The sequence below is a fragment of the Ramlibacter aurantiacus genome, assembly GCF_016722895.1.
Classification (GTDB): Bacteria; Pseudomonadota; Gammaproteobacteria; order Burkholderiales; family Burkholderiaceae_C; genus Ramlibacter; species Ramlibacter aurantiacus.
The window spans coordinates 1,208,793-1,233,229 of record NZ_JAEQNA010000001.1; the positions used below are offsets into that span (position 1 = coordinate 1,208,793).

The window sequence follows — 24,437 nt, forward strand, 5'->3', positions numbered from 1 at the left end:
GGCCGTTTCTGTCGCTGCTATTGCAGCGGCTCTTTCAGCGCCTTGGGAATAGGCAGCGGCAGGACCGCGATGCCTTCTTCCAGCAAGGCCTGCGTGTCTTCGGCGCTGGCCTGGCCGCGGATGCCGCGCTCCTGGGCCTCGCCATAGTGCATGCGCCGGGCTTCCTCGGCGAAACGCTCACCCACGTCCTCGGTGGAGGCCAGCACCTGGCGAACCATCTTGAGGTAGGCCGCCTGCAAGGCCGCAGGGGTGGGCGCGACGGCTTCGGTCCCGGGCGTGGGGGCCGGGGCCGAAGCCTTGGGTTCGGGCGCCCCGAAGTTCAGGCGCGGCGCGCTGGGCAACTTGGCGACCTGGGTGTCGCCGCACAGCGGGCACTCGAGCAGGCCCCGCTGCAGCTGGTCCTGGAAGTCGTCTTCGGAGCCGAACCAGCCTTCGAACGCGTGGCTGGACGAGCATTGGAGGTTGAGCACCTTCATGGCAGGGAAGATTGTGCCTGCCAATCCAAAACCCAAGAACCGGAAAGGACCTGTTGCAGCCACAGGGCGCCGACCAGCGTCTTCGCGTCGGTGATGCGGCCGTCGCGGCAGCCGGCCATCAGTTCCTCGGGCGTCGCGGTGACGACTTCAAGGAACTCGTCCGCGTCAAGCTTGGCCGGGCCACGGCTCAGGCCGCGGGCGAACCAGATCGCGATGAACTCGGTGGCGTAGGAGATCACCGGGTGCAACTGGCCCGCACGCGCCCACTCGCGGGCGGTGTAGCCGGTTTCCTCCAGCAGTTCGCGGCGGGCGCAGGCCAGTTCGCCCTCGCCCGGGTCGAGCTTGCCCGCCGGGAACTCGGTCATCACCTGCCCGATGGGATGGCGCCACTGGCGCTCCATCACCAGCCGGCCATCGTCGAGCAGCGGAATGACCATGACCGCGCCAGGATGCACGACGTACTCGCGCGTGGCCTGCGATCCGTCGGGCAGGCGCACCGTGTCGCGCACCACGTGCAGGAAGCGGCCGCGCAGCAGTTCGTCCTGCTGCAGGGTGTGCTCGACCAGATGGGGGTCAGCCGGTTTCGCGGGGTCCATGCCGGTGCTTGAAGAGATAGCGCCAGACGAAGCCGGGGAAGGCCAGGGTGAGGAACAGGGCGCCGGTGATGGCATAGAACTCCCACCCCTGCGGCGCGATCTGGCCGGCGCGGCGCTCCAGCAGCAGCCCCACGGCACCGACCACGAAGTACAGCACCACCAGCTCGAGCAGGCGCAGCGCCAGGCCCTTGGGCCGGCGCAGCGGGAACAGGCCGAACAGCCGCTGTGTGACGAACGGCAGGTTGGCCGCCGCCAACGCCAGCACAATCACCAGCCAGATCGCCGCGCTCTGCGACACGTCCGAAGCCCTCCGCGCCGGTCAGCCGGCCAGCGTGCGCAGGACCGCGTCCGCGCACAAGGCCATCAAGCCGCCGGGGAGGATGCCCAGGATCAGGACCAAGGCACCATTCAACGTGAGCACCGCCCGGACGTCGGCGGGGGCCGACACGGTGGTGGCGGTGAGCGGCGCATCGAAGTACATGACCTTGACCACGCGCAGGTAGTAGAACGCGCCGATCAGCGACAGCATCACCGCCACCACCGCCAGCCCAATGTGGAAGGCCTGGCCCGAGGCCACCAGGGCCTGCAGCACCGTGAGCTTGGCGTAGAAGCCGACCAGCGGCGGCACCCCGGCCAGCGAGAACATGCACACGGCCATGATTCCGGCGTAGAGCGGGCTGCGCTGGTTCAGGCCCGACAGATCGCTGATCTCCTCGCTCTCGAAGCCCTCGCGGGCCAGCAGCAGGATGACGCCGAAGGTGGCCAGGGTGGTCAGCACGTAGGTGACCACGTAGAACATCGACGCGCTGTACGCGTACTGCGCGTTGGCGGTGCTGCCGTTCACGAAGCCCGTGGCCAGGCCCAGGATCACGAAGCCCATTTGCGCGATGGTCGAATAGGCCAGCATGCGCTTGAGGTTGGTCTGGGCGATCGCCGCGAGGTTGCCGACGAGCAGGGAGCCCACGGCGAGCACGATCAGCATCTGCTGCCAGTCGATGGCCAGCGGCATCATGCCCTCCACCAGCAGGCGGATGGCGATGGCAAAGGCCGCCAGTTCGGGGGCCGAGCCGATCAGCAGCGTGACGGCGGTTGGCGCTCCCTGGTAGACGTCGGGCACCCACATGTGGAACGGCACCGCACCCAGCTTGAACGCGAGCCCCGCGACGATGAACACCAGCCCGAAGACCAGCACCTCGTGGCGGATGCGGCCGCTGGCGATGGCCTGGAACACCTGGTCCAGGTCGAGCGAACCGGTGGCGCCATAGAGCATGGACAGCCCGTAGAGCAGGAAGCCCGACGCCATGGCGCCGAGCACGAAGTACTTCATGGCGGCTTCGGTGGCATTGGCGTTGTCGCGGCGCAAGGCGACCAGGGCATAGCTCGACAAGGTGAGCAGTTCCAGGCCGAGGTAGATGACCAGGAAGTTGCTGCCGGAAATCATGACGAACATGCCCAGCAGCGAGAACAGCGACAGCGTGAACAGCTCGCCGCCACGCAGCATGTCCCGGTCGGCCGCATAGGGGCGGCCGTAGACCAGCGTCACCAGCACGGCCACGGCGGCGAACGCCTTCAGCCAGTTGCCCAGCGGATCGCTCACCACCATGCCGCCGAAGGCGTAGATGGTCTGGCCTTCGAGCGCGAACTCGACGCACAGCCAGGTGACCCCCACCAGCGTGGCCACCGTGAGGCCATAGGTGAGGTTGCGCAGGCGCGTCTGCACCCCGAGGTCGATCAGCGCGATGGCGCAGCTCATGACCAGCAGCAGGATTTCTGGCGCGGCGACGTAGAGACTGAGGGTATCTAGCATAGGGATTGCACCTGGCCCGGTCAGAGCTTGGAGTTGGCCACGTGCCGCAGGAACTCGGCCACCGACACGTCCATCACGTCGGTGAAGGGCTTGGGATAGATGCCCATGAACAGCACCGCGATGGCCAGCATGCCCAGCATGAGGAATTCACGCGGATTGATGTCGGTGAGGTTGCGTACGTCGTCGTTGGCCACGGGGCCGAGATAGACGCGCTTGAACATCCACAGCGTGTAGGCGGCGCCGAAGATCAGCGCGGTCGCGGCCGCGAGCCCGAGGCCGAAGTGCGCCTGGGTGGCGCCCAGGATGACCATCCACTCGCCGACGAAACCGGCGGTGGCCGGCAGGCCGCAGTTGGCCATGGCGAACAGCAGCGCGAAAGCGGTGAAGTTGGGCATGGTGTTGACCACCCCGCCGTAGCTGGCGATCTCGCGTGAGTGGACCCGGTCATACAGCACGCCGATCACCAGGAACATGGCGCCCGACACGAAGCCGTGCGCGATCATCTGCACCAGGCCGCCGGCGACGCCCAGCGGATTGAAGATGAAGAAGCCCAGGGTCACGAACCCCATGTGCGCCACCGACGAATAGGCCACCAGCTTCTTCATGTCCTGCTGCACCAGCGCCACCAGGCCGACGTAGATCACGGCGATGATCGACAGGGCGATCATCAGCCAGGCCCATTCGCGCGAGGCATCGGGCGCGATCGGCATGGAAAAGCGCAGGAAGCCGTAGGCACCCAGCTTCAGCATGATCGCGGCCAGCACGGCCGACCCGCCGGTGGGCGCCTCCACGTGCACGTCGGGCAGCCAGGTGTGCACCGGCCACATCGGCACCTTGACCGCGAAGGCCGCGAAGAATGCGAAGAACAGCAGCGTCTGCACGTTGGCCGGCAGCGGCAGGCGGTGCCACTCGAGGATGTCGAAGCTGCCGCCGGAGGCCCAGTACAGGTACACCAGCGCCACCAGCATCAGCAGCGAGCCGAGCAAGGTGTAGAGGAAGAACTTGAAGGCGGCGTAAATCTTCCGTGGACCGCCCCAGATGCCGATGATCAGGTACATCGGGATCAGCGTGGCCTCGAAGAAGACGAAGAACAGCATCGCGTCGAGCGCGCTGAAGACGCCGATCATCAGCCCCGACAGGATCAGGAACGCGCCCATGTACTGGTTGACGCGCTCGGTGATCGCCTCCCAGGCGGAGATCACGACGATCAGCGTGATGAAGGCCGTGAGCAGCACGAACCACAGCGACAGGCCGTCCACGCCGAGCAGGTAGTTGATGTCGAAGCGCGGGATCCAGGAGGAGCGCTCGACGAACTGCATCTGCGCGGTGCCGGGGTCGAAGCCGGTGTAGAGCGGCAGCGTGACGAGCAGGCTGATGATGGCGCCGATCAGCGCGATCCAGCGCACGGTGCGAGCCTGCTCCTCGCGGCCCATGGCGAGCAGCAGGCTACCGAATGCGATCGGCGTCCAGATCGCAAGGCTTAGAAAACCCATTTTTCTTCTTCTCCTATCGGCCCAGCCACATCGACCAGGGCTCGACGAACCAGGTCAGGAGCACGAACAGCCCCACGATCATGGCCAGCGCGTAGTGATACAGAAAGCCGGTCTGCAGCCGGCGTGCCACAGCGGCGAACATGCCGACCACGCGGGCACTGCCGTTGACGGCCGCGCCATCGATGATGGCCTGGTCCCCGCCCTTCCACAGTGCGATGCCCAATCCGCGCGCGGCACGGGCGATGATCTGCTCGTTGATCCAGTCCATGTAGTACTTGTTGTCCAGGAGCTTGTAGACCAGCCCGGACCGGGCCTTGATCGCCGCCGGCAGCGCCGGGTTGACCAGGTACATGTACCCCGCCAGCGCCACGCCGGCCGCGGCCAGCCAGAACACCGGCGTCTGGAAGCCGTGCAGCGCCATGGCTACCGGGCCGTGCCAGATCTCCGCCAGGCGCGCCATCGCCGGATGGCGGGCAGCATCGACCGCGATGGCGTCCTTGAGGAAGTCGCCGAACAGCATCGGCCCCATGGTCAGGAAGCCGATCACGACCGACGGAATGGCCAGCATCACCAGTGGCAGCGTCACCACGCCGGGCGATTCATGCGGCTTGTCGTGGCCATGGTCGTCGTGGTGAACCGGGTCGCCATGCGCGGAGACATCGGGCTCTTCATCGGAGAAGTGCGCATGGTGGGCGTCGGGGTTCTGGTCGTAGCGCTCCTTGCCGTGGAAGACCAGGAAGTACATGCGGAACGAATAGAACGCCGTGACGAACACGCCGGCCATCACCGCGAAGTAGGCGAACTGCGCACCCCACAGGTTGCTCAGGTGAGCGGCCTCGATGATCGAGTCCTTGGAGTAGAAGCCCGAGAAGAACGGCGTGCCGATCAGCGCGAGCGAGCCCACCAGCGAGGTCAGCCAGGTGATGGGCATGTACTTGCGCAGCCCGCCCATGTAGCGGATGTCCTGGTTGTGGTGCATGCCGATGATCACCGAGCCGGCCCCCAGGAACAGCAGCGCCTTGAAGAAGGCATGCGTCATCAGGTGGAACACCGCGACCGAGTAGGCCGACACGCCCAGCGCCACGGTCATGTACCCCAGCTGCGACAGCGTGGAGTAGGCGACCACGCGCTTGATGTCGTTCTGGATGATGCCGAGGAAGCCCATGAACAAGGCCGTGATCGCGCCGATCACCAGCACGAACGACAGCGCCGTGTCGCTCTGCTCGAACAGCGGCGACATGCGCGCCACCATGAAGATGCCGGCCGTCACCATGGTGGCTGCGTGGATCAGCGCCGAGATGGGCGTGGGGCCTTCCATGGAATCGGGCAGCCACACATGCAGCGGGAATTGCGCGCTCTTGCCCATGGCACCGATGAAGAGGCAGATGCAGATCACCGTGATCAGCATCCAGTCGGTGCCGGGGAAGCCCTGGCTGGCCAGCTCGGGCACGCGGGCGAAGGTCTCGGCGTAGTCGAGCGTGCCGGCGTAGGCGACGATGAGGCCGATGCCCAGGATGAACCCGAAGTCGCCCACCCGGTTGACCAGGAAGGCCTTCATGTTGGCGAAGATCGCGGTGGGCTTGTTGAACCAGAAGCCGATCAGCAGGTAGGAGACCAGGCCCACCGCCTCCCAGCCGAAGAACAGCTGCAGGAAGTTGTTGCTCATCACCAGCATCAGCATGGAGAAGGTGAAGAGCGAGATGTAGGCGAAGAAGCGGTTGTAGCCCTCGTCCTCGGCCATGTAGCCGATGGTGTAGATGTGCACCATCAGCGACACGAAGGTCACCACGCACATCATCATGGCCGTGAGCCCATCCACCAGGAAGCCGACCTCCATGCGCAGCTCGCCGATCGTCATCCAGGTGTAGATGGTGTCGTTGAAGCGCGCGCCGTCCATGGCCACGCTCCACAGCGTCATGGCCGACAGCACGAAGGACACGAGCACGCCCAGGATGGTGAGCGTGTGCGCACCCCGGCGGCCCAGCCAGCCGCCGCCGAAGGTGGTGCCGAAGATGCCGGCCAACAGCGAGCCCGCCAGCGGGGCCAGCGGTATGGCGAGCAGGGTCGATGCAGAGAGGGTCTGACTCATGGGGTTCTTGTTGTTGCTCGGCTCGGCTTCTCAGCCCTTGAGCGCGTTCAGTTCTTCGACGTTGATGTTCGACTTGTTGCGGAACAGCAGCACCAGGATGGCCAGGCCGATGGCCGACTCGGCCGCCGCCACCGTGAGGATGAAGAACACGAAGACCTGGCCGTGCATGTCGCCCAGGTAGTGGGAGAAGGCGACGAAGTTCATGTTCACGGCCAGCAACATGAGCTCGATGGCCATGAGCAGCACGATCAGGTTGCGCCGGTTCATGAAGATGCCCACGACCGACAGCGCGAACAGGATGCCGCCCAGCGACAGGTAATGACCGAGTGTGACGCTCATGCCTGGGCACCTCCCTTGCCGGGTTCGACAGCAGCCGCGGGAGCGGGCGCGGGCGCCGCGGTGGTGGGCGGCATCTTGACGATGCGCAGGCGGTCGCCGGCCTTCACGCGCACCGCCTCCGAGGGATCGAAGCGTCGGGTGTCCTTGCGTTGCCGCAGCGTCAGCGCGATGGCCGCGATCATGGCGACGAGCAGGATCGCGGCGGCCACCTGCAGCGGGTACAGGTAGTCGGCGTAGAGCAGCTTGCCCAGCTCACGGGTGTTCGAATAGTCGGGGTCGGCGGCCGCCGCGGCACCAGCGGCGAGTCGGGTTTCCTCGCCGACCCTGAAGCCTCCCATCAGCACCGCGGCCATCTCCAGCGCGATCAACACGCCGATGAAGCCGGCCAGCGGAAAGTGCTTCCAGAAGTTGCTGCGAAGCCGGTTGACGTCGATGTCCAGCATCATCACCACGAACAGGAACAGCACCATCACCGCCCCCACGTACACCAGCACCAGGGTGATCGCCAGGAACTCGGCACGCAGCAGCAGCCAGACGGCGGCGGCCTGGGAGAACGCGAGCACCAGGTACAGCGCGGCGTAGACCGGGTTGCGGGCGGTGATCACCCGGAACGCGGCGAACAGCAGCACCGCGGAGAAGAGATAGAAGAAACCGGTCTTGAGGTCCATGTCGTTCTGCTTGGTCGGAGGCTCGGAAGCTTCTCAGCGGTACTTGGCGTCCGCGGCCTTCGCTGCGGCGATGTCTTTCTCGTAGCGGTCGCCCACGGCCAGCAGCATCTCCTTGGTGAAGTACAGGTCGCCGCGCTTTTCCCCGTGGTACTCGAGGATGTGCGTCTCGACGATGGAATCGACCGGGCAGCTCTCTTCACAGAAGCCGCAGAAGATGCACTTGGTCAGGTCGATGTCGTAGCGCGTGGTGCGGCGGGTGCCGTCGGCGCGCTGGTCCGACTCGATGGTGATCGCCAGGGCCGGGCACACGGCCTCGCACAGCTTGCAGGCGATGCAGCGTTCCTCGCCGTTGTCGTAGCGGCGCAGCGCATGCAGCCCGCGGAAACGCGGGCTGAGCGGCGTCTTCTCCTCGGGGAACTGCACGGTGATCTTGCGGCTGAAGGCGTACTTGCCGGTGATCGCCATGCCTTTGAACAACTCCACCAGCATGAAGCTGGAGAGGAAGTCCTTTACCGAGAACGCCGACTTCTTTTCGATCGTCTGAGTCGACATGTCACTTCCAGATGTTGTAGGGGGTCTGCATCCAGATTCCGACCACCACCAGCCAGACCAGCGTCACCGGAATGAAGATCTTCCAGCCCAGGCGCATGATCTGGTCGTAGCGGTAGCGCGGGAACGTGGAACGCACCCACAGGAACATGGTCACCACCATGAAGGTCTTGATGCCCAGCCAGATCCAGCCGGGAATGGCATTGAGCACGGGCGCGTCGATCGGGGGCAACCAGCCGCCCAGGAACAGCACCACGGCCAGGATGGAGACCAGCCACATGTTGGCGTACTCGGCCAGGAAGAACATGGCGAAGCTCATGCCCGAGTACTCGATCATGTGGCCGGCCACGATCTCCGATTCGCCCTCGACCACGTCGAAGGGGTGGCGGTTGGTCTCGGCCAGGCCGGAGATGAAATACACCACGAAGATCGGCAGCAGCGGCAACCAGTTCCAGGACAGGAAGTTCAGGCCCATGCCCGCGAAATAGCCACGATCCTGGCCCAGCACGATGCCGGTCATGTTGAGCGTGCCGGACACCATCAGCACGACCACCATGCAGAAGCCCATGGCGATCTCGTAGCTCACCATCTGGGCCGACGCGCGCAGCGCACCCAGGAAGGCGTACTTGGAGTTCGAGGCCCAGCCCGCGATGATCACGCCGTACACCTCGAGCGAGGTGATGGCCAGCAGGAACAGCAGCCCGGCATTGATGTTGGCCAGCGCCTGTTCAGGGCCGAACGGGATGACCGCCCAGGCCGCCAGCGCCGGCATGATGGTCATGATCGGACCCAGCAGGAACAAACCCCGGTTCGCCGCCGTGGGGATGATGATTTCCTTGGTCAGGAGCTTGACCGCGTCGGCGATGGGCTGCAGCAGGCCGAGCGGCCCGATGCGGTTGGGGCCCAGGCGGATCTGGGTGAAGCCGATCGCCTTGCGTTCCCACAAGGTGAGGTAGGCCACGGCGCCCATCAGGGGCAGCACCACCGCCACGATCTTGATCAGGGTCCAGACCACGGGCCAGCCCATGGTGCTCCACCACGGCGCGCCAATCAGGCCTTGTCCGTAGCCGTAGAAGGCGTCGATCATGCCGGCTCTCCCTCGGTGGCGCGTGCCATGCGGGCGTCGGCCGTGAGCTGCAGCGACGGGGCGCGGCGCACGATGCTGTCGAGTTGGTAGATCGAGGCGCGCGCCGGGCGGCCGGCCAGCTCGGACAGGTCGATCGGCGCGGTCGTCCGGTTGTCCAGCAGTTCGCCCTGCACGAAGCCTTCGGCCACGTGCTGCGCCCCGCGGGCGGCGACCAGCACGTCCTGCGCCGACTCGTAGTCGAAGCCCGGCAGGCCCAGCATGTTGCCCAGCACGCGCAGCACCTTCCAGCCCGGGCGCGTTTCGCCCAGGGGCTTGGCCACCGCGTGGAAGCTTTGCACCCGCCCTTCGGCGTTGACGAAGGTGCCCGGGGTTTCGCTGAAGGGCGAGATCGGCAGCAGCACGTCGCTGATGTCGAGGTTGCACCGGAAGGGACTGAGCGTGACCACCATCTCGGCCTTGCCCAGGGCCGCGGCGGCGCGGGTGCCACCGGCGGCGTCGTACGCGGGCTCGGTGTTGAGCAGGAGGGCCGCCTTGAGCGCACCTTCATTCAGCATCTGCGAGGCGTTCAGCCCACCGGCTCGCGGCATCGCGCCGACCAGCTGGGCGCCGACGGTGTTGGCGGCCTCGGTCAGGTAGCCGACGGCGGCGCCCGTCTGCTCGCCAATCCAGTTGGCCAGGGCCAGCAGCGACGAGGCACGCGCATGGTGCGCGGCGGCGTTACCCAGGAGGATGGCCTTGCGCTCGCCCGACAGCAGGGAGCGCGCCATCGCCGCCCAGGTCTCGCCCTGCACGTCGGAGTTGGCGTCACCCACGGACGCCGGAGCCTGCACGCCCTTCTGGTCGGCGACGGCACGCGCCACGCCAGCCAACGCCCGGGCCCACTGGGCAGCCGGCACGACGGCCTTGGACTGCAGCACCATGGCCCAGTCGTGGTCCTCGTCATGCAGCACGCTGACCTGCGCACCCCGGCGGGTGGCGGCGCGGATGCGCAGCGAGAACAGCGGGTGGTCCTTGCGCAGGTTGGAGCCCACCACCAGCACGCGCTGCAGGTTGGACAGGTCGGCGATGCGCATGCCCAGCCAGCGCACGCCCTCGCCGGCCGTGAATTGCGCGTGGCGCAGGCGATGGTCGATGTTGTCGCTGCCCAGGCCCTGCACCAGTTGCCGGGCGAGGAACAGCTCCTCGACGGTGCTGTGCGGGCTCACCAGGGCACCGATGCGCTCGGCGCCGTGGTCGGCCTTGATCTGCTTGAGGCCGTTGGCCACGTATTCGAGCGCGGTCTGCCAGTCCACCGTTTTCCAGGCGCCACCCTGCTTGAGCATGGGCGCGGTGAGCCGCTCACCGGAATCGAGGGCCTCGTAGGAGAAGCGGTCGCGATCGGCCAGCCAGCACTCGTTGACCGACTCGTTCTCGAGCGGCAGCACGCGCATGACTTTCTGGTTCTTGACCTGCACGATCAGGTTGGCACCGGTGGAATCGTGCGGGCTCACGCTCTTGCGCCGCGACAGCTCCCAGTTGCGGGCGCTGTAGCGGAACGGCTTGCTGGTCAGGGCACCGACCGGGCACAGGTCGATCATGTTGCCGGAGACCTCGGAATCGACCGTGTCACCCAGCACGGTGGTGATCTCCGAATGTTCGCCACGGTGGATCATGCCCAGCTCCATGACGCCGGCCACCTCCTGGCCGAAGCGCACGCAGCGGGTGCAGTGGATGCAGCGGCTCATTTCCTCCATGGAGATGAGCGGGCCCACGTCCTTGTGCAGCACGACGCGCTTTTCTTCCTCGTAGCGCGAGCTGGCGGCGCCGTAGCCGACGGCCAGGTCCTGCAGCTGGCATTCGCCGCCCTGGTCGCAGATGGGGCAGTCCAGCGGATGGTTGATCAGCAGGAACTCCATCACCGACTGCTGGGCCTTCACGGCCTTGTCGCTGCGGGTGCGCACGATCATGCCGTTGGTCACCGGCGTGGCGCAGGCCGGCATGGGCTTGGGCGCCTTCTCCACGTCGACCAGGCACATGCGGCAGTTGGCCGCGATGCTGAGCTTCTTGTGGTAGCAGAAATGGGGGATGTAGGTGTCCGCCTTCTCGGCCGCATGCATGACCATGCTGCCTTCGGCGACCTGCACCTTCTTTCCGTCGAGTTCGATTTCAACCATGTGTGCTGTGCTTCCGGTCAGCTTCTCAGCCACGCGCGCCTGCGGGCACGGGGACTCGTCCATCGGAGGTCGGCAGGTTCGGGCGCGCGATCTTGGCCTCGAACTCGTGCCTGAAGTGCTTGATCATGGCCCGCACCGGCATCGCCGCGGCATCCCCGAGGGCGCAGATGGTGCGGCCCTGGATGTTGTCGGCCACCGAGTTGAGCAGGTCGATGTCGGACGGCTTGCCGTGGCCGTTCTGGATGCGGTCGATCACGCGCCAGAGCCAGCCTGTGCCTTCGCGGCAGGGCGTGCACTGGCCACAGGATTCGTGCATGTAGAAGTAGGACAGACGCAGCAGGCTCTCGACCATGTCGCGGGTCTCGTCCATCACGATCACGGCGCCCGAGCCGAGCATGGAGCCGGCCTTGGCGATGGAGTCGTAGTCCATCGTGCACTGCATCATGAGGTCGGCCGGCAGCACCGGCGCGGAGGACCCGCCCGGAATCACCGCCTTGAGCCTGCGCCCGCCGCGCACGCCGCCGCACAACTCGAGCAGCTTGGAGAAGGGGGTGCCCAGCGGCACCTCGTAGTTGCCCGGCAGCTCGACGTCACCCGAGACCGAGAAGATCTTCGTGCCGCCGTTGTTCGGCTTTCCGCACTCGAGGTAGGCCTGGCCGCCGTGGCGGATGATCCAGGGCACCGCCGCGAACGTTTCGGTGTTGTTGATGGTGGTGGGCTTGCCGTACAGGCCGAAGCTCGCCGGGAACGGCGGCTTGAAGCGAGGCTGGCCCTTCTTGCCTTCCAGCGATTCGAGCAGCGCCGTTTCTTCGCCGCAGATGTAGGCGCCGAAGCCGTGGTGAGCGTGCAGCTGGAAGCTGAAGTTCGAACCCAGGATCTGGTGGCCCAGGTACCCGGCGGCCCTGGCCTCCTCGAGCGCCTCTTCGAAGCGGTCGTAGGTCTGGAAGATCTCGCCGTGGATGTAGTTGTACCCGACCGAGATGCCCATCGCGTAAGCCGCGATGATCATGCCCTCGATGACGATGTGCGGGTTGTAGTGCAGGATGTCCCGGTCCTTGCAGGTGCCGGGCTCGCCCTCGTCGGAGTTGCACACCAGGTACTTCTGCCCGGGGAACTGCCGGGGCATGAAGCTCCACTTGAGGCCGGTGGGAAAGCCCGCGCCACCCCGGCCGCGCAAGGCCGATTCCTTCACGGTGGCGATCACCTGGTCCTGCGTCAGCCCCTCGCCGAGGATCTTGCGCAGCGCCTTGTACCCATCGCGCGCTTCATAGTCGCGCAGTCGCCAGTTGGTGCCGTCCAGGCCGGCGTAGATCTGCGGCTCGATGTGGCGGCCATGGAAGCAGGTCTGCACCCCGGTCGCCTGGAATTGCGCCAGCACGTGTTGCGCGTTCATCGGGCTTGCTCCGCCTGTTTCAGGCCTTCGACGAGCTGGTCGAGCTTGTCGTCGCTCATGAAGCTGCACATGGTGCGGTCGTTGACCAGCATCACCGGCGCGTCGGCGCAGGCGCCCAGGCACTCGGACTGCTGCAGCGTGAACAGCCCATCGCCCGTGGTGCCGCCCATGGGCACGCCCAGGCGCTGCTCCAGGTGGTGCAACGCATGCCCGCCGCCTCGCAGCTGGCACGGCAGGTTGGTGCACACGTTGAACTTGTAGCGGCCGACCGGAGCCTGGTTGTACATGTTGTAGAAGGTGGTGACCTCGTGCACCGCGATCGCCGGCAGGTTCAGATAGGCCGCGATGGCCTTCTCGGCCTCGGGCGACACGTGGCCCTGCTCCTGCTGCACGATGGCCAGGCAGGCCATCACGGCCGATTGCTTCTGCTCGGGCGGGTACTTGGCCACCTCCCGATCGAAGCGGGCACGGGTAGCCTCGGAAATGAAAAATGACTCGTCAGCCAATTACGTTCTCCAAAGAGGGCTGCGCGAGGCCACCGCTCAGCGGCAGGCCCATCCAGCGGCAACCGCGGAACCGGCATTGCCGGGCCGCTGGTTGCGCCCCCCTCGGGGGGAGGCGCCGAAGGCGCTTCGGGGGGGTCATCGATCAATTTCACCGAAGACGATGTCCATCGTCCCGATGACGGCAACCGCGTCGGCGATCATGTGGCCGCGCGACATCTCGTCCATGGACGCCAGGTGCGGGAAGCCGGGCGCGCGGATCTTCAGGCGGTAGGGCTTGTTGGCGCCATCGCTGACGATGTAGATGCCGAACTCGCCCTTGGGGTGCTCCACCGCCGCATAAGCTTCGCCCTCGGGCACGCGAAAGCCCTCGGTGAACAGCTTGAAGTGGTGGATCAACTCCTCCATGTTGGCCTTCATCGACTCGCGATCGGGTGGGGCCACCTTGTGGTTGTCGGTGATCACCGGGCCGGGGTTGGCGCGCAGCCAGTCCACGCACTGCTTGATGATGCGGTTGGACTCGCGCATCTCCTGCACCCGCACCAGGTAGCGGTCGTAGCAGTCCCCGGTCTTGCCGACCGGGATGTCGAAGTCCATGCGATCGTAGACCTCGTAGGGCTGCTGCTTGCGCAGGTCCCAGGCCACGCCGCTGCCGCGCAGCATGGGGCCCGTGAAGCCCAGGTTGATGGCCCGGTCGGCCTCGACCACGCCGATGCCCACGGTGCGCTGCTTCCAGATGCGGTTGTCGGTCAGCAGGGTCTCGTACTCGTCGACGTAGCCGGGGAAGCGGCGCACGAAGTCGTCAATGAAATCGAGCAGCGAGCCTTGGCGGTTCTCATTGAGCTGCCGGATGGCCCGCTCGTTCTTGATCTTGCTCACCTTGTACTGCGGCATGCTGTCGGGCAGGTCGCGATAGACACCGCCCGGGCGGAAATAGGCCGCGTGCATGCGCGCACCCGACACCGCCTCGTACATGTCGAACAGGTCTTCCCGCTCGCGGAAGCAGTAGATCAGCATGTTCATCGCGCCGATGTCCAGGCCGTGCGCGCCGAGCCACAGCAGGTGGTTCATCAGGCGCGTGATCTCGGCGAACATGACGCGGATGTACTGGGCGCGCACCGGCACCTCGAGGCCCAGCAACTTCTCGATGGCCAGGCAGTAGGCGTGCTCGTTGCACATCATCGAGACGTAATCCAGCCGGTCCATGTAGGGCAGCGACTGGATGTAGGTCTTGGTCTCGGCCAGCTTCTCGGTGGCGCGGTGCAGCAGCCCGATGTGCGGATCGGCGCGCTGGATCACCTCGCCATCGAGCTCGAGCACCAGGCGCAGCACGCCGTGCGCCGCCGGGTGCTGCGGACCGAAGTTCAGGGTGTAGTTCTTGATTTCTGCCATGGACGCCAATCAGAGCTTGCCGTAGTGGTCCTCGCGGATCACGCGGGGAGTGATCTCGCGCGGCTCGATGGTCACCGGCTGGTAGATCACGCGCTGGCGCTCGGGGTCGTAGCGCATCTCGACTTCGCCGGAGACGGGGAAGTCCTTGCGGAACGGATGGCCGATGAAGCCGTAATCGGTGAGGATGCGGCGCAGGTCGTCGTGCCCCTCGAACACGATGCCGAACAGGTCGAAGGCCTCGCGCTCGAACCAGTTGGCGGCACTCCACAGGCCATTCACCGAATCGACGACCGGCAGGTCGTCGTCCGGCGCGAAGACCTTGAGGCGAACGCGCTGGTTCAGGCTGATGGACAGCAGGTGCACGACCACCGCATAGCGTGGGCCGTCCCAGCCCCCGATGCGGTAGTCGGAGTAGTCGACGCCGCACAGGTCGATCAGCTGCTCGAACTGGCAACCCGGCGCGTCACGCAGCGTGCGCGCGGCCTGCAGGTAGTCGGCCGCCGCGACAGTGACCGTCACCTCGCCCAGCGCCAGCTCGACACGCCTGGCCAGCGGCCCCAGCGCGTCGGTCACCGAGCCGCGCAAGGCCACGGGGTCCACAGCAAACGAAGTGTTGGGAGTCATACGATGGATCCGGGACGAAATCGACGAGGAACATGGCCGCCGAGCACGCAGGCAGCCGCCGCAGGCGCTGCCCCCTCAAGCGGCAACCGCGGAACGGGCTTGGCCCGGCCGCTGGTTGCGCCCCCCTGGGGGGGACGCGGCCGGAGGCCGCTTCGGGGGGGGGCCGTCATGCTCTGGCAATCGTCTGTGTGCGGCGGATCTTCTGCTGCAGCTGGATGATTCCGTACAGCAAGGCCTCGGCCGTGGGCGGACAGCCCGGCACATAGACATCTACCGGAACGATGCGATCGCAACCGCGCACGACCGAGTAGCTGTAGTGGTAGTAGCCGCCGCCATTGGCACAACTGCCCATGGAGAGCACCCAGCGCGGCTCGGGCATCTGGTCGTATACGCGGCGCAGCGCCGGAGCCATCTTGTTGCACAGCGTGCCGGCCACGATCATCAGGTCGGACTGGCGCGGGCTGGGACGGAACAACATGCCGAAACGGTCGATGTCGTAGCGGGCGGCGCCCGCATGCATCATCTCGACCGCGCAGCACGCCAGGCCGAAGGTCATCGGCCACAGCGAGCCGGTCTTGGCCCAGTTGACGACCGTGTCCACCGTGGTGGTCACGAATCCTTTTTCGGAAATGCCTTGGTCTGCCATGGAGAGATGTCTTTCAGGCCAGCCGCGGGGGCCGGCTCTTATTCCCAGTCGAGGGCGCCCTTCTTCCACTCGTAGACGAAGCCCACGACCAGGATGAGAAGGAAAACCATCATGGCCCAGAAGCCCGTCGGCCCGATGTCGGTGAGCGCCACGGCCCACGGAAACAGGAACGCGATTTCCAGGTCGAACAGGATGAACAGGATGGCAACGAGGTAGTAACGCACGTCGAACTTCATGCGCGCGTCCTCGAAGGCATCGAAGCCGCACTCGTAGGCGGCATTCTTGGCAGGATCAGGCTTGTGGAACCCGGCGCCCCGGGCAAAGACGTGGCCGAGCACTTGCGGCACGACCCCAACCCCAATACCCACCAGGATGAACAAAAGGATGGGAAGGTATTGTTCGAGGTTCATCTTGGGCCTGGATCACCGCTTCGAGCCACTGGGCCTGACCAGTGACTCTTTTTGATGGTGCCGTCGGCGAGACTCGAACTCGCACAGCTTTCGCCACTACCCCCTCAAGATAGCGTGTCTACCAATTTCACCACGACGGCAGTTTTGAACTGCCCGGTCAGCTTGAGGTGCTGTTGGATACTAGCCTTACCGGGCAGCCTCAGAGTTTACCCTGAAACCGGAGTGCCTCCCGAGGGCAGGCACCAGAAATAAATGAACTCAGCGGGTCGGGATCTGGCCCGCGCCGGTCGGCGCCGGAGACGGCACGCCCGTGGGGGCGGCCGGCGGCTGCGACGGGGTGGTATTGCCCGGGATCTGGTTGGCGCCCGTGGGCGGCACTGCCGGCGCCGGCTGCACCGGCTGCTGCTGCACCGCGCGCCGCTCGAGCACGCTTCCCGAGTCGGCCGGCCGTGCGCCACCAAAGTAGGCCAGGCCCAGCGTGCACAGGAAAAACACGGTCGCCAGGACGGCCGTGGTGCGCGACAGGAAGTTCGCGCTGCCGGTCGCACCGAACAGGCTGCCCGAGCCCCCGCTGCCGAAGGCGGCGCCCATGTCGGCGCCCTTGCCGTGCTGCACGAGGATGAGGCCGATCATGGCCAGCGCGCTCAGCAGCTGGAGCGTGAGGATGGCGGTGAAAAAGAAGTTCATGGAAAAAGACTCCGGGTTCTGCGCAAGGCTCAGGCGGCGCTGGCCGCGCTGATGATCTGCAGGAAATCGGCGGACTTGAGCGACGCGCCGCCGATGAGGCCGCCGTCGATGTCCGGCTGGGACAGCAGCGACCGCGCGTTGGCCGCATTCATGCTCCCACCGTAGAGGATGTGGACACGGTCGCTTTGAGGGGTGGCCGCATGCAGTTGAGCCCGCAGCACGGCATGCACCTGCTGGGCTTGCTCGGGTGTGGCGGTCTTGCCCGTGCCGATCGCCCACACGGGCTCGTACGCGACCGCGATCTCGCTGATGCAGTGGCCGTTGGTGTGAATGACGGCCGCCAGCTGGCGCTTGACCACGGCTTCGGTCTGGCCCGCCTCGCGCTCGGCCATCGTCTCGCCCAGGCAGACGATGGGCGTGATGCCATGGGCAAGCGCGATCCGGGCCTTCTCCGCCACCAGGTCGTCGGTTTCGCCGTGGTACTGGCGTCGTTCCGAGTGGCCGACGATCACGTAGCGCACGCCGAACTCCTTGAGCATGGCGGCCGACACCTCGCCGGTGTAGGCGCCCTGCTCGTGGGCGGACAAGTCCTGCGCCCCCAGCTCGAGCCGGCTGCCGTGGCGCAGCACCTGCACCTGCGCCAGGTAAGGCGCAGGCACGCACACGGCCGCGAGGCATCGGCTTTCGGCCAAGCCCGCGACCACCGCACGCACCAACGCGTCATTGGCCTCGATGCTGCCGTTCATCTTCCAGTTGCCGGCGATCAGTTTCTGCTTCATGTCTCTCGCTTGTTCACCAGGTCAGCACGATCTTGCCGATGTGCTGGTTCGATTCCATCAACTCATGGGCCTGGGCCGCCTGCGCCGCCTCGAAGGTGCGGTGGATCACCGGCCGGATGCGGCCCGACTCGATCAGCGGCCAGACTTCGGTGCGCAGTGAGGCGGCGATGGCCGACTTGAACGCCACCGGCCTCGGCCGAAGGGTCGAGCCCGTGAGGTGGAGCCGGCGACGCAACACCAGGCCGGCATTGAACTCGGCCCGCGTGCCGCCCTGCACCGCGATGATCACCAGCCGCCCGTCCTCGGCCAGGCACTCGACTTCGCGAGCCACATAGCTGCCGGCCACCATGTCGAGGATGACGTCCACACCGGCACCCTGCGTGAGGCGCCTGGCCTCCTCCCCGAAGTCCTGCGTGCGGTAGTTGATCGCGTGGTCCGCGCCCAGCGCCAGGCAGGCCTGGCACTTCTCGTCGCTGCCCGCGGTGGCCAGCACCGTGGCGCCACGCGCCTTGGCCATCTGGATGGCCGTCACCCCGATGCCGCTCGTGCCGCCCTGCACCAGCAGCGACTCACCGGCCGCCAGGCGGCCGCGGTCGAAGACATTGCTCCAGACGGTGAAGAAGGTTTCGGGCAACGAAGCGGCTTCGGTGTCGGACAGGCCCGCCGGGACCGGCAGGCACTGGCCCACCGGAGCCACGCACAGCTGCGCGTAACCGCCACCGGCGACCAGGGCGCACACACGATCGCCCGGCTTTAGCCCGGCCGCGGCCATGGCCCGGGCATCGCCATCGACGATGACGCCGGCGACCTCGAGCCCCGGAAGATCGGACGCGCCGGGCGGCGCCGGGTACTGACCCTTGCGCTGGAGCACGTCGGGGCGGTTGACCCCACTGGCGCCCACGCGAATCAGGACCTCGCCGGTTCCGGGGACGGGATCGGGGCGCTCGGCGAGACGCAGCACCTGCGGCTCGCCGAACTGGCTGATTTCAACGACTTTCATGGTCTCTCGCGCGCCGGATTCGCCCGGCACCGCCGGGCCTTCCAAGCGAAGTGTGGTTCAGAGGTCCTGCGGCTCGGACGCCGGGGCAGGCGATTGCCCGTAGCCTTCGCGCGCCGGCCGCTCGATCAGCGCCTTCATGGACAGCTTCACGCGCCCCTTCTCGTCGGTTTCGAGCACCTTCACGCGCACCATCTGGCCTTCGCTCAGGTAGTCGCTCACCTTCTCGACGCGCTCGTGGGCGATCTGGCTGATGTGCAGCAGGCCGTCCTTGCCAGGCAGCAGGTTCACCAGGGCTCCGAAGTCGAGCAGCTTGGTGATGGGGCCTTCGTAGATCTTGCCGGTCTCGATCACGGCGGTGAGCTGCTCGATGCGCTTCTTGGCCTCTTCGGCCTTGGCCGCCTCGGTGGAGGCGATGGTGATGGTGCCGTCTTCGGCGATGTCGATCTGGGTGCCGGTCTCCTCGGTCAGCGCGCGGATGACGGCGCCGCCCTTGCCGATCACGTCGCGGATCTTCTCCGGGTTGATCTTCATCGTGTACAGGCGCGGCGCGAAGTTGCTGACCTCGGTCTTGGCCTCACCCATGGCTTCCTGCATCTTGCCCAGGATGTGCATGCGCGCCTCCTTGGCCTGGGCCAGCGCGACCTGCATGATTTCCTTGGTGATGCCCTGGATCTTGATGTCCATCTGCAGGGCGGTGATGCCGTTGGTGGTACCGGCCACCTTGAAGTCCATGTCGCCCAGGTGGTCCTCGTCGCCCAGGATGTCGGTCAGCACCGCGAAGCGGTTGCCTTCCTTGATCAGGCCCATGGCGATGCCCGCGACATGCGCCTTCATGGGCACGCCCGCGTCCATCATGGACAGGCAGCCGCCGCACACCGAAGCCATGGACGACGAGCCGTTGGACTCGGTGATCTCCGACACCACGCGGATGGTGTAGGGGAATTCTTCCTTGGTCGGCAGGCATGCCACCAGGGCGCGCTTGGCCAGGCGGCCGTGGCCGATCTCGCGGCGCTTGGTCGAGCCCATGCGACCGACTTCGCCGGTGGCGAAGGGAGGCATGTTGTAGTGGAACATGAAGCGGTCTTCGAACTCGCCGGCCAGCGCGTCGATGCGCTGCGCGTCGCGCTCGGTGCCCAGCGTGGTCACGACCAGCGCCTGCGTCTCGCCGCGGGTGAAGAGGGCCGAGCCGTGGGTGCGCGGCAGCACGCCGTTGCGGATCTCGATCGGGCGCACGGTGCGGGTGTCGCGGCCATCGATGCGCGGCTCGCCAGCCAGGATCTGGCTACGCACGATGCCGGCTTCGATGTTGAACAGCAGCTCGTCGATCTTCACGGCGTCGAAGTCGACGCCCTCGGCCTTGAGCGAGTCGAGCACGGCGGCATTGGCCTCGCGCAGCGCCTGCGTGCGGGCCTGCTTGCTGCGAATCTGGTAGGCGGCGCGCAGGCGGGCCTCGGCCAATGCGTTGACCTTCGCGATGAGCGGCTCGTCCTTGGCCGGCGGCTGCCAGTCCCAGGCCGGCTTGCCGGCTTCGCGCACCAGTTCGTGGATGGCGTCGATGGCCACCTTGCCTTGGTCGTGGCCGAACACCACCGCACCCAGCATCACCTCTTCGGGCAGCTGTTGCGCCTCGGACTCGACCATCAGCACGGCGGCTTCGGTGCCCGCGACCACCAGGTCGAGCAGCGAGTCCTTGCGCTGCGTCTGGCCAGGGTTGAGCACGTACTCGCCATGGATGTAGCCCACGCGGGCCGCGCCGATCGGACCGGCGAAGGGAATGCCCGAAACCGCCAGCGCGGCGCTGGTGCCGATCATGGCCGCGATGTCGGCGTCGACCTCGGGGTTGAGCGACAGCGTGTGGATGACCACGTGCACTTCGTTGAAGAAGCCTTCAGGGAACAGCGGGCGGATCGGACGGTCGATCAGGCGCGAGGTCAGGGTCTCCAGCTCGCTGGGCTTGGCTTCACGCTTGAAGAAGCTGCCGGGGATCTTGCCGGCCGCATAGGTCTTCTCGATGTAGTCGACGGTGAGGGGAAAGAAGTCCTGACCGGGCTTGGCGCTCTTGGACGCGACCACGGTGGCCAGGACCACGGTGCCCTCGATGTCCACCAGCACGGCGCCGGTGGCCTGGCGGGCGATTTCGCCGGTTTCCAGGGTGACGCGGTGCTGTCCCCATTGGAAGGTCTTGGTGGCTTTGTTGAAGATGCTCATGTGCTTGCTCTCTCTCGGGTTGAGGAGTGGCGGGAGGCGAACACGATGCCATTCCTTAGGAACTAGGGGCAGGCCCAGCCCCTAAGGAATGACACAGCGCGTATTCGACTGGCCGGCTCCGGAAGAAAAACGCGCCTGAGCTAGCGTCAAACTAACTCAGGCGCGTCTCGTGGGTTCTTGGCTTACTTGCGCAGGCCGAGCTTGCCGATCAGGGCGGTGTAGCGATCAGCATCCTTGGCCTTGAGATAGGCCAGCAGGCTCTTGCGGCGGTTGACCATGCGAAGCAGGCCACGGCGGCCGTGGTGATCCTTGGCATGGGTCTTGAAGTGCGGGGTCAGCTCGTTGATACGGGCCGTCAGCAGGGCGACTTGGACTTCGGGGCTGCCGGTGTCGTTGGCAGCGCGGGCGTGGGTCTTGACGACTTCGGCCTTGTTCAGGGCGGTCATGTGTTTCCTTGATGAGTTGGGACTTGCGCCTGGGGCTGGAAGAAGCCCCGGCGTGCGCACCGGAGGTGCATCTTTGCGCCCACTGGGGGCAGCAAAGCCCCGGGATTATATCGGGCGACCTGCGGCGGCCTCATGGCACCGCGATGGGTGCGGGCAAACCGGGCTGCCGGGCTCTTCGGTGCTCGGCCGCGGCGGCCATCTTCACCCCGGCCGGATCATCTTGCAGCTGGTCGGCATCTCGGCCTCGGCCGGGGACAGCGTGCGGATGACGCGAAAGCCGTAGCCCGAGCCTTCCACGTCGAACTTCACCCCGGGTGTGCCCTGGCGCTCCATCACGCCCACCACCAGCGGCTGCTGGAACTGGTGGTCGGCCGCACGCATGTGGCCCTGCTGGCTCGCGAAAGCCACGCGCACGCTCTCCAGCTGCCGGGCCACCGCCACCGCATCGGTGGAGCCGGCTTTCTCCAGCGCCTGGGCCAGCGCCTCGATCACCAGTTGCATGCGCATGTGCACGTAGTCGTCCTGCGGGCGAGGGAATCGCTCACGGAACGATCGATAGAAAGCCTCGCTCTCGCGCGTGGGCAGGTTGGGCAGCCAGTCGGCCACCGCGATCACGCGGCCGATGCCCGCCTCGCCGATGGCGGCAGGCGCACCCAGTGCATTGCCGTAGAAGGTATAGAACTTGCCGTCGTAGCCGGCGTCGCGCGCCGCCTTCACCAGCAGGGTGAGATCGTTGCCCCAGTTGCCGGTGATCACTGCCTGGGCCCCGCTGGCCTTGATCTTGGCGGCATAGGGCGCGAAGTCCTTCACCCGCCCCAGCGGGTGCAGCTCGTCGCCGACGATGCGCACGTCGGGCCGCTGCGCACCCAGCTGCCTGCGCGCCTCGCGCAAGACCGCTTGCCCGAAGCTGTAGTCCTGTCCGAACAGGTACACGCTGTGGACATCACGGTCACCCGACAGCACCTGCATCAACGCCGCCATGCGCATGTCGGCATGCGCGTCGAAGCGGAAGTGCCAGAAGCTGCAGCGCTCGTTGGTGAGGATGGGATCGACCGCCGAGTAATTGAGGAAGATCACGCGCCGCTGCGGATCGCGCGCGTTGTGCTTGTCGATGGCATCGATCAGCGCCGCGGCCACCGCCGAGGAGTTGCCCTGCACGATGATGCGGGCGCCGTCGTCGATCGCGGCACGCAGGGCCGACAAGGCTTCGTCGGTCTGGCCCTTGCTGTCATAACGGTCCAGCTGCAGCTTGCGCGGGCCCTGCGGCAGCCGCACGCCGCCGCGCTGGTTCACGCGCTCGACGGCCCAGACCAGGTTGCGCAGCACCGACTCGCCGGTGTTGGCGAAGGCCCCGGACATGGCTTCGACCATCGCGATCCGGATGGGCGCCTGCGGGTCCTGCGCATGACCGAAGGCCGGGATAAATAGCGACGCCGCGGCGCCTTTCAAGATGCTGCGCCGAATACGTTGCTGGCTCATGGTTCCCCCTTGAAAAGACAGCCGCCGGATCACAGATCGTGGTCAAGCGGCTGTGGTGCGATTCCGAAAGCCGCGCGAGTTTAGTTGATCGTTTTCAATGGCCCTGGCTTCAAAAGGAGTTCACATGTCCCTGTTCTTCGCCCCCGTTGTCCGCTCCCGCGCCCGCATGCCCGTGCGTTCCTTCGACCGCAACTTCGAGCGCTTCATCGACGAGATGTTCGTGCAGCCCGCCACGCGCGCGCCGCAGCTCAAGGAAGATGAAAACACCTGGACCGTCACGCTGGACGTGCCCGGCGTGTCGCGTGAAGACCTGTCCATCAGCGTCGACGGCGCGGTGTTCCGCATCCAGACCCGTGCTGAAGCCGCGCGGGCCTACAAGGTCGCCTATGAGCTGCCGCTCGAGATCGATGCCGACGCCACGCAGGCCAAGCTGGAGAACGGCGTGCTGACCTTGATCCTGGCCAAGCGCAAGCCCGAGAGCAAGGCTCGCCAGATCCAGATCAACGGCTGAGAAAGTCGGACTACGAAACAGGCAAGGGCCCGCTGCGCGGGCCCTTTTTCATGCCTGCGTCGACGAGAGTTCCTCCAGGGGCCAGCGCGGCTTGACGTCGAAGGCATAGCGCTTGTCGGGCGCGCCCGCGCCCGCTTGCAACCGCATCGCCGCGGCCATGGCGATCATGGCGCCGTTGTCGGTGCACAGCGACAACTCGGGGTAGTGCACCCGCACGCCCAGCCGCGCACAGGCGGCGTCGAGTTGTTCGCGCAGCAGCCGGTTCGCCCCCACGCCGCCGGCCACCACGATCCTGCGCAGCCCCGTCTGCCTAAGCGCAGCCAAGGACTTCTTCACCAGCACCTCGACGATGGCCGCCTGGGTCGACGCTGCCAGGTCCGGCTTGCGCTCTTCGAGGCCGGTGCCCAGCTTGCGCGCCTGCGTGAGCACCGCCGTCTTCAGCCCCGCGAATGAAAAGTCGAGGTCGCCGCTGTGCAGCAGCGGCCGCGGCAATTTGAAGGCCTGCGGATCGCCCGATTGCGCCAGGCGCGCCAGCGCCGGTCCGCCCGGATAACCCAGGCCGAGCAGCTTGGCCGACTTGTCGAAGGCCTCGCCGGCGGCATCGTCGATGGTCTCGCCCAGCAGCTGGTAGCGCCCGACCCCATCGACCCGCATCAGCTGCGTATGGCCGCCCGACACCAGCAGCGCCACGAACGGAAACTCGGGCGGGTCGGCGCTGAGGAAGGGCGACAGCAGGTGCCCTTCGAGGTGATGCACGCCCCACACCGGCACATCGAGCGCCGCGCCGATCGCGCATGCGATGCCGGCGCCCACCAGCAGCGCCCCGGCCAGCCCGGGGCCACGCGTATACGCCACCACATCGACATCGGCCGCCGCCAGGCCGGCATCGGCCAACACGCGTTCGGTCAGCGGCAGCACCCGCCGGATGTGGTCGCGGCTGGCCAGTTCGGGCACCACGCCGCCATAGGCCTGGTGCATCTCGATCTGGCTATGCAGGGCGTGGGACAGCAGGCGGGGCACGGGCGAGTCACCGGTCTCCACCAGGGCCACGCCGGTTTCATCGCAGGACGATTCGATACCGAGGACGAGCATGGTGGGCAGT

The 24,437-nt window shown here is 66.5% G+C and carries 25 protein-coding genes and 1 tRNA gene; 1 reads left to right on the forward strand and 25 read right to left on the reverse strand.

All coding sequences use genetic code 11. The features are described 5' to 3' along the window. Window positions 1-17: 17 nt before the first annotated feature. The 24 genes from JI739_RS05605 to JI739_RS05720 all read right to left on the reverse strand — a co-directional run bounded on the left by JI739_RS05605 (window position 18) and on the right by JI739_RS05720 (window position 22,824). Window positions 18-476: a DUF1178 family protein gene (locus JI739_RS05605; RefSeq protein ID WP_201682819.1), complete on the reverse strand. Its 459-nt coding sequence runs from the start codon at window positions 474-476 to the stop codon at window positions 18-20. Then, window positions 473-1,072, reverse strand: coding sequence for an NUDIX domain-containing protein (locus JI739_RS05610; protein ID WP_201682820.1), 600 nt, complete (start codon window positions 1,070-1,072; stop codon window positions 473-475). Before JI739_RS05610 ends, JI739_RS05605 begins: the two co-directional genes overlap by 4 nt. After that, a complete protein-coding gene (locus JI739_RS05615; RefSeq protein WP_201682821.1) occupies window positions 1,050-1,370 on the reverse strand; it encodes a DUF2818 family protein in 321 nt (106 codons plus the stop codon). Before JI739_RS05615 ends, JI739_RS05610 begins: the two co-directional genes overlap by 23 nt. Window positions 1,371-1,391: 21 nt before the next feature. Further along, window positions 1,392-2,879: an NADH-quinone oxidoreductase subunit NuoN gene (gene nuoN / locus JI739_RS05620; protein WP_201682822.1), complete on the reverse strand. Its 1,488-nt coding sequence runs from the start codon at window positions 2,877-2,879 to the stop codon at window positions 1,392-1,394. Between the two features lie 20 nt (window positions 2,880-2,899). Next, the gene (locus tag JI739_RS05625; protein ID WP_201682823.1) at window positions 2,900-4,372 is read right to left on the reverse strand and encodes an NADH-quinone oxidoreductase subunit M; all 1,473 of its coding nucleotides are present in this window, start codon (window positions 4,370-4,372) and stop codon (window positions 2,900-2,902) included. A 13-nt stretch (window positions 4,373-4,385) separates the two neighbouring features. Then, the gene (gene nuoL, locus JI739_RS05630; protein WP_201682824.1) at window positions 4,386-6,461 is read right to left on the reverse strand and encodes an NADH-quinone oxidoreductase subunit L; all 2,076 of its coding nucleotides are present in this window, start codon (window positions 6,459-6,461) and stop codon (window positions 4,386-4,388) included. A gap of 30 nt (window positions 6,462-6,491) precedes the next feature. Next, window positions 6,492-6,800: an NADH-quinone oxidoreductase subunit NuoK gene (nuoK, locus tag JI739_RS05635; RefSeq protein ID WP_201682825.1), complete on the reverse strand. Its 309-nt coding sequence runs from the start codon at window positions 6,798-6,800 to the stop codon at window positions 6,492-6,494. Next, on the reverse strand, window positions 6,797-7,468 hold the full coding sequence (locus tag JI739_RS05640; protein WP_201682826.1) for an NADH-quinone oxidoreductase subunit J: 672 nt from the start codon (window positions 7,466-7,468) through the stop codon (window positions 6,797-6,799). Before JI739_RS05640 ends, nuoK begins: the two co-directional genes overlap by 4 nt. 33 nt (window positions 7,469-7,501) lie before the next feature. Further along, the gene (nuoI, locus tag JI739_RS05645) at window positions 7,502-8,020 is read right to left on the reverse strand and encodes an NADH-quinone oxidoreductase subunit NuoI (protein WP_201682827.1); all 519 of its coding nucleotides are present in this window, start codon (window positions 8,018-8,020) and stop codon (window positions 7,502-7,504) included. Window position 8,021: 1 nt separating this feature from the next. Further along, entirely contained in the window at window positions 8,022-9,104 is a 1,083-nt protein-coding gene (gene nuoH / locus JI739_RS05650) for an NADH-quinone oxidoreductase subunit NuoH (RefSeq protein ID WP_201682828.1), read from the reverse strand. Further along, window positions 9,101-11,257 carry an NADH-quinone oxidoreductase subunit NuoG gene (gene nuoG / locus JI739_RS05655; protein WP_201682829.1) on the reverse strand — a complete coding sequence of 719 codons (2,157 nt, stop codon included), beginning with the start codon at window positions 11,255-11,257 and terminating at the stop codon, window positions 9,101-9,103. The genes nuoH and nuoG overlap by 4 nt, the downstream gene beginning before the upstream one ends. Before the next feature lie 25 nt (window positions 11,258-11,282). Further along, window positions 11,283-12,650, reverse strand: coding sequence for an NADH-quinone oxidoreductase subunit NuoF (gene nuoF / locus JI739_RS05660; RefSeq protein WP_201682830.1), 1,368 nt, complete (start codon window positions 12,648-12,650; stop codon window positions 11,283-11,285). Beyond that, window positions 12,647-13,156 (reverse strand): NADH-quinone oxidoreductase subunit NuoE, encoded by a 510-nt coding sequence (nuoE, locus tag JI739_RS05665; protein ID WP_236589071.1) that lies wholly within the window; start codon window positions 13,154-13,156, stop codon window positions 12,647-12,649. Before nuoE ends, nuoF begins: the two co-directional genes overlap by 4 nt. A gap of 135 nt (window positions 13,157-13,291) precedes the next feature. Continuing rightward, window positions 13,292-14,545 (reverse strand): NADH-quinone oxidoreductase subunit D, encoded by a 1,254-nt coding sequence (locus JI739_RS05670; protein WP_201682831.1) that lies wholly within the window; start codon window positions 14,543-14,545, stop codon window positions 13,292-13,294. Between the two features lie 9 nt (window positions 14,546-14,554). Further along, on the reverse strand, window positions 14,555-15,169 hold the full coding sequence (locus JI739_RS05675) for an NADH-quinone oxidoreductase subunit C (protein ID WP_201682832.1): 615 nt from the start codon (window positions 15,167-15,169) through the stop codon (window positions 14,555-14,557). Window positions 15,170-15,335: 166 nt separating this feature from the next. After that, window positions 15,336-15,815 carry a NuoB/complex I 20 kDa subunit family protein gene (locus JI739_RS05680; protein ID WP_201682833.1) on the reverse strand — a complete coding sequence of 160 codons (480 nt, stop codon included), beginning with the start codon at window positions 15,813-15,815 and terminating at the stop codon, window positions 15,336-15,338. Window positions 15,816-15,853: 38 nt separating this feature from the next. Then, on the reverse strand, window positions 15,854-16,225 hold the full coding sequence (locus JI739_RS05685; RefSeq protein WP_201682834.1) for an NADH-quinone oxidoreductase subunit A: 372 nt from the start codon (window positions 16,223-16,225) through the stop codon (window positions 15,854-15,856). Window positions 16,226-16,280: 55 nt separating this feature from the next. After that, window positions 16,281-16,365 (reverse strand) — tRNA-Leu (locus JI739_RS05690). Window positions 16,366-16,483: 118 nt separating this feature from the next. Further along, window positions 16,484-16,912 (reverse strand): preprotein translocase subunit SecG, encoded by a 429-nt coding sequence (gene secG / locus JI739_RS05695; RefSeq protein WP_201682835.1) that lies wholly within the window; start codon window positions 16,910-16,912, stop codon window positions 16,484-16,486. A 29-nt stretch (window positions 16,913-16,941) separates the two neighbouring features. Beyond that, window positions 16,942-17,691, reverse strand: coding sequence for a triose-phosphate isomerase (gene tpiA / locus JI739_RS05700; protein WP_201682836.1), 750 nt, complete (start codon window positions 17,689-17,691; stop codon window positions 16,942-16,944). A 13-nt stretch (window positions 17,692-17,704) separates the two neighbouring features. Continuing rightward, on the reverse strand, window positions 17,705-18,691 hold the full coding sequence (locus JI739_RS05705; protein ID WP_201682837.1) for an NAD(P)H-quinone oxidoreductase: 987 nt from the start codon (window positions 18,689-18,691) through the stop codon (window positions 17,705-17,707). 57 nt (window positions 18,692-18,748) lie between these two features. Continuing rightward, window positions 18,749-20,899 carry a polyribonucleotide nucleotidyltransferase gene (pnp, locus tag JI739_RS05710; RefSeq protein WP_201682838.1) on the reverse strand — a complete coding sequence of 717 codons (2,151 nt, stop codon included), beginning with the start codon at window positions 20,897-20,899 and terminating at the stop codon, window positions 18,749-18,751. 182 nt (window positions 20,900-21,081) lie between these two features. Further along, on the reverse strand, window positions 21,082-21,345 hold the full coding sequence (gene rpsO / locus JI739_RS05715; RefSeq protein ID WP_201682839.1) for a 30S ribosomal protein S15: 264 nt from the start codon (window positions 21,343-21,345) through the stop codon (window positions 21,082-21,084). A 201-nt stretch (window positions 21,346-21,546) separates the two neighbouring features. Then, a complete protein-coding gene (locus JI739_RS05720) occupies window positions 21,547-22,824 on the reverse strand; it encodes a branched-chain amino acid ABC transporter substrate-binding protein (protein ID WP_201682840.1) in 1,278 nt (425 codons plus the stop codon). Window positions 22,825-22,948: 124 nt separating this feature from the next. Here JI739_RS05720 and JI739_RS05725 point away from each other — a divergent pair, with 124 nt between their 5' ends. Then, window positions 22,949-23,335 (forward strand): Hsp20/alpha crystallin family protein, encoded by a 387-nt coding sequence (locus tag JI739_RS05725; protein WP_236589072.1) that lies wholly within the window; start codon window positions 22,949-22,951, stop codon window positions 23,333-23,335. A gap of 48 nt (window positions 23,336-23,383) precedes the next feature. Here the strand turns inward: JI739_RS05725 and tsaD are convergent, their stop codons facing one another. Beyond that, a complete protein-coding gene (tsaD, locus tag JI739_RS05730; protein ID WP_201682841.1) occupies window positions 23,384-24,427 on the reverse strand; it encodes a tRNA (adenosine(37)-N6)-threonylcarbamoyltransferase complex transferase subunit TsaD in 1,044 nt (347 codons plus the stop codon). Window positions 24,428-24,437: the final 10 nt, after the last annotated feature.

Excerpts from the sequence above, each read along its gene's own strand:
- JI739_RS05605 (WP_201682819.1), bottom strand. The coding sequence starts at position 476 with ATGAAGGTGCTCAACCTCCAATGCTCGTCCAGCCACGCGTTCGAAGGC.
- JI739_RS05610 (WP_201682820.1), bottom strand. The coding sequence starts at position 1,072 with ATGGACCCCGCGAAACCGGCTGACCCCCATCTGGTCGAGCACACCCTG.
- nuoN (WP_201682822.1), bottom strand. The coding sequence starts at position 2,879 with ATGCTAGATACCCTCAGTCTCTACGTCGCCGCGCCAGAAATCCTGCTG.
- JI739_RS05625 (WP_201682823.1), bottom strand. The coding sequence starts at position 4,372 with ATGGGTTTTCTAAGCCTTGCGATCTGGACGCCGATCGCATTCGGTAGC.
- nuoL (WP_201682824.1), bottom strand. The coding sequence starts at position 6,461 with ATGAGTCAGACCCTCTCTGCATCGACCCTGCTCGCCATACCGCTGGCC.
- nuoK (WP_201682825.1), bottom strand. The coding sequence starts at position 6,800 with ATGAGCGTCACACTCGGTCATTACCTGTCGCTGGGCGGCATCCTGTTC.
- JI739_RS05640 (WP_201682826.1), bottom strand. The coding sequence starts at position 7,468 with ATGGACCTCAAGACCGGTTTCTTCTATCTCTTCTCCGCGGTGCTGCTG.
- nuoI (WP_201682827.1), bottom strand. The coding sequence starts at position 8,020 with ATGTCGACTCAGACGATCGAAAAGAAGTCGGCGTTCTCGGTAAAGGAC.
- nuoH (WP_201682828.1), bottom strand. The coding sequence starts at position 9,104 with ATGATCGACGCCTTCTACGGCTACGGACAAGGCCTGATTGGCGCGCCG.
- nuoG (WP_201682829.1), bottom strand. The coding sequence starts at position 11,257 with ATGGTTGAAATCGAACTCGACGGAAAGAAGGTGCAGGTCGCCGAAGGC.
- nuoF (WP_201682830.1), bottom strand. The coding sequence starts at position 12,650 with ATGAACGCGCAACACGTGCTGGCGCAATTCCAGGCGACCGGGGTGCAG.
- JI739_RS05670 (WP_201682831.1), bottom strand. The coding sequence starts at position 14,545 with ATGGCAGAAATCAAGAACTACACCCTGAACTTCGGTCCGCAGCACCCG.
- JI739_RS05675 (WP_201682832.1), bottom strand. The coding sequence starts at position 15,169 with ATGACTCCCAACACTTCGTTTGCTGTGGACCCCGTGGCCTTGCGCGGC.
- JI739_RS05680 (WP_201682833.1), bottom strand. The coding sequence starts at position 15,815 with ATGGCAGACCAAGGCATTTCCGAAAAAGGATTCGTGACCACCACGGTG.
- JI739_RS05685 (WP_201682834.1), bottom strand. The coding sequence starts at position 16,225 with ATGAACCTCGAACAATACCTTCCCATCCTTTTGTTCATCCTGGTGGGT.
- secG (WP_201682835.1), bottom strand. The coding sequence starts at position 16,912 with ATGAACTTCTTTTTCACCGCCATCCTCACGCTCCAGCTGCTGAGCGCG.
- tpiA (WP_201682836.1), bottom strand. The coding sequence starts at position 17,691 with ATGAAGCAGAAACTGATCGCCGGCAACTGGAAGATGAACGGCAGCATC.
- JI739_RS05705 (WP_201682837.1), bottom strand. The coding sequence starts at position 18,691 with ATGAAAGTCGTTGAAATCAGCCAGTTCGGCGAGCCGCAGGTGCTGCGT.
- pnp (WP_201682838.1), bottom strand. The coding sequence starts at position 20,899 with ATGAGCATCTTCAACAAAGCCACCAAGACCTTCCAATGGGGACAGCAC.
- rpsO (WP_201682839.1), bottom strand. The coding sequence starts at position 21,345 with ATGACCGCCCTGAACAAGGCCGAAGTCGTCAAGACCCACGCCCGCGCT.
- JI739_RS05720 (WP_201682840.1), bottom strand. The coding sequence starts at position 22,824 with ATGAGCCAGCAACGTATTCGGCGCAGCATCTTGAAAGGCGCCGCGGCG.
- JI739_RS05725 (WP_236589072.1), top strand. The coding sequence starts at position 22,949 with ATGTCCCTGTTCTTCGCCCCCGTTGTCCGCTCCCGCGCCCGCATGCCC.
- tsaD (WP_201682841.1), bottom strand. The coding sequence starts at position 24,427 with ATGCTCGTCCTCGGTATCGAATCGTCCTGCGATGAAACCGGCGTGGCC.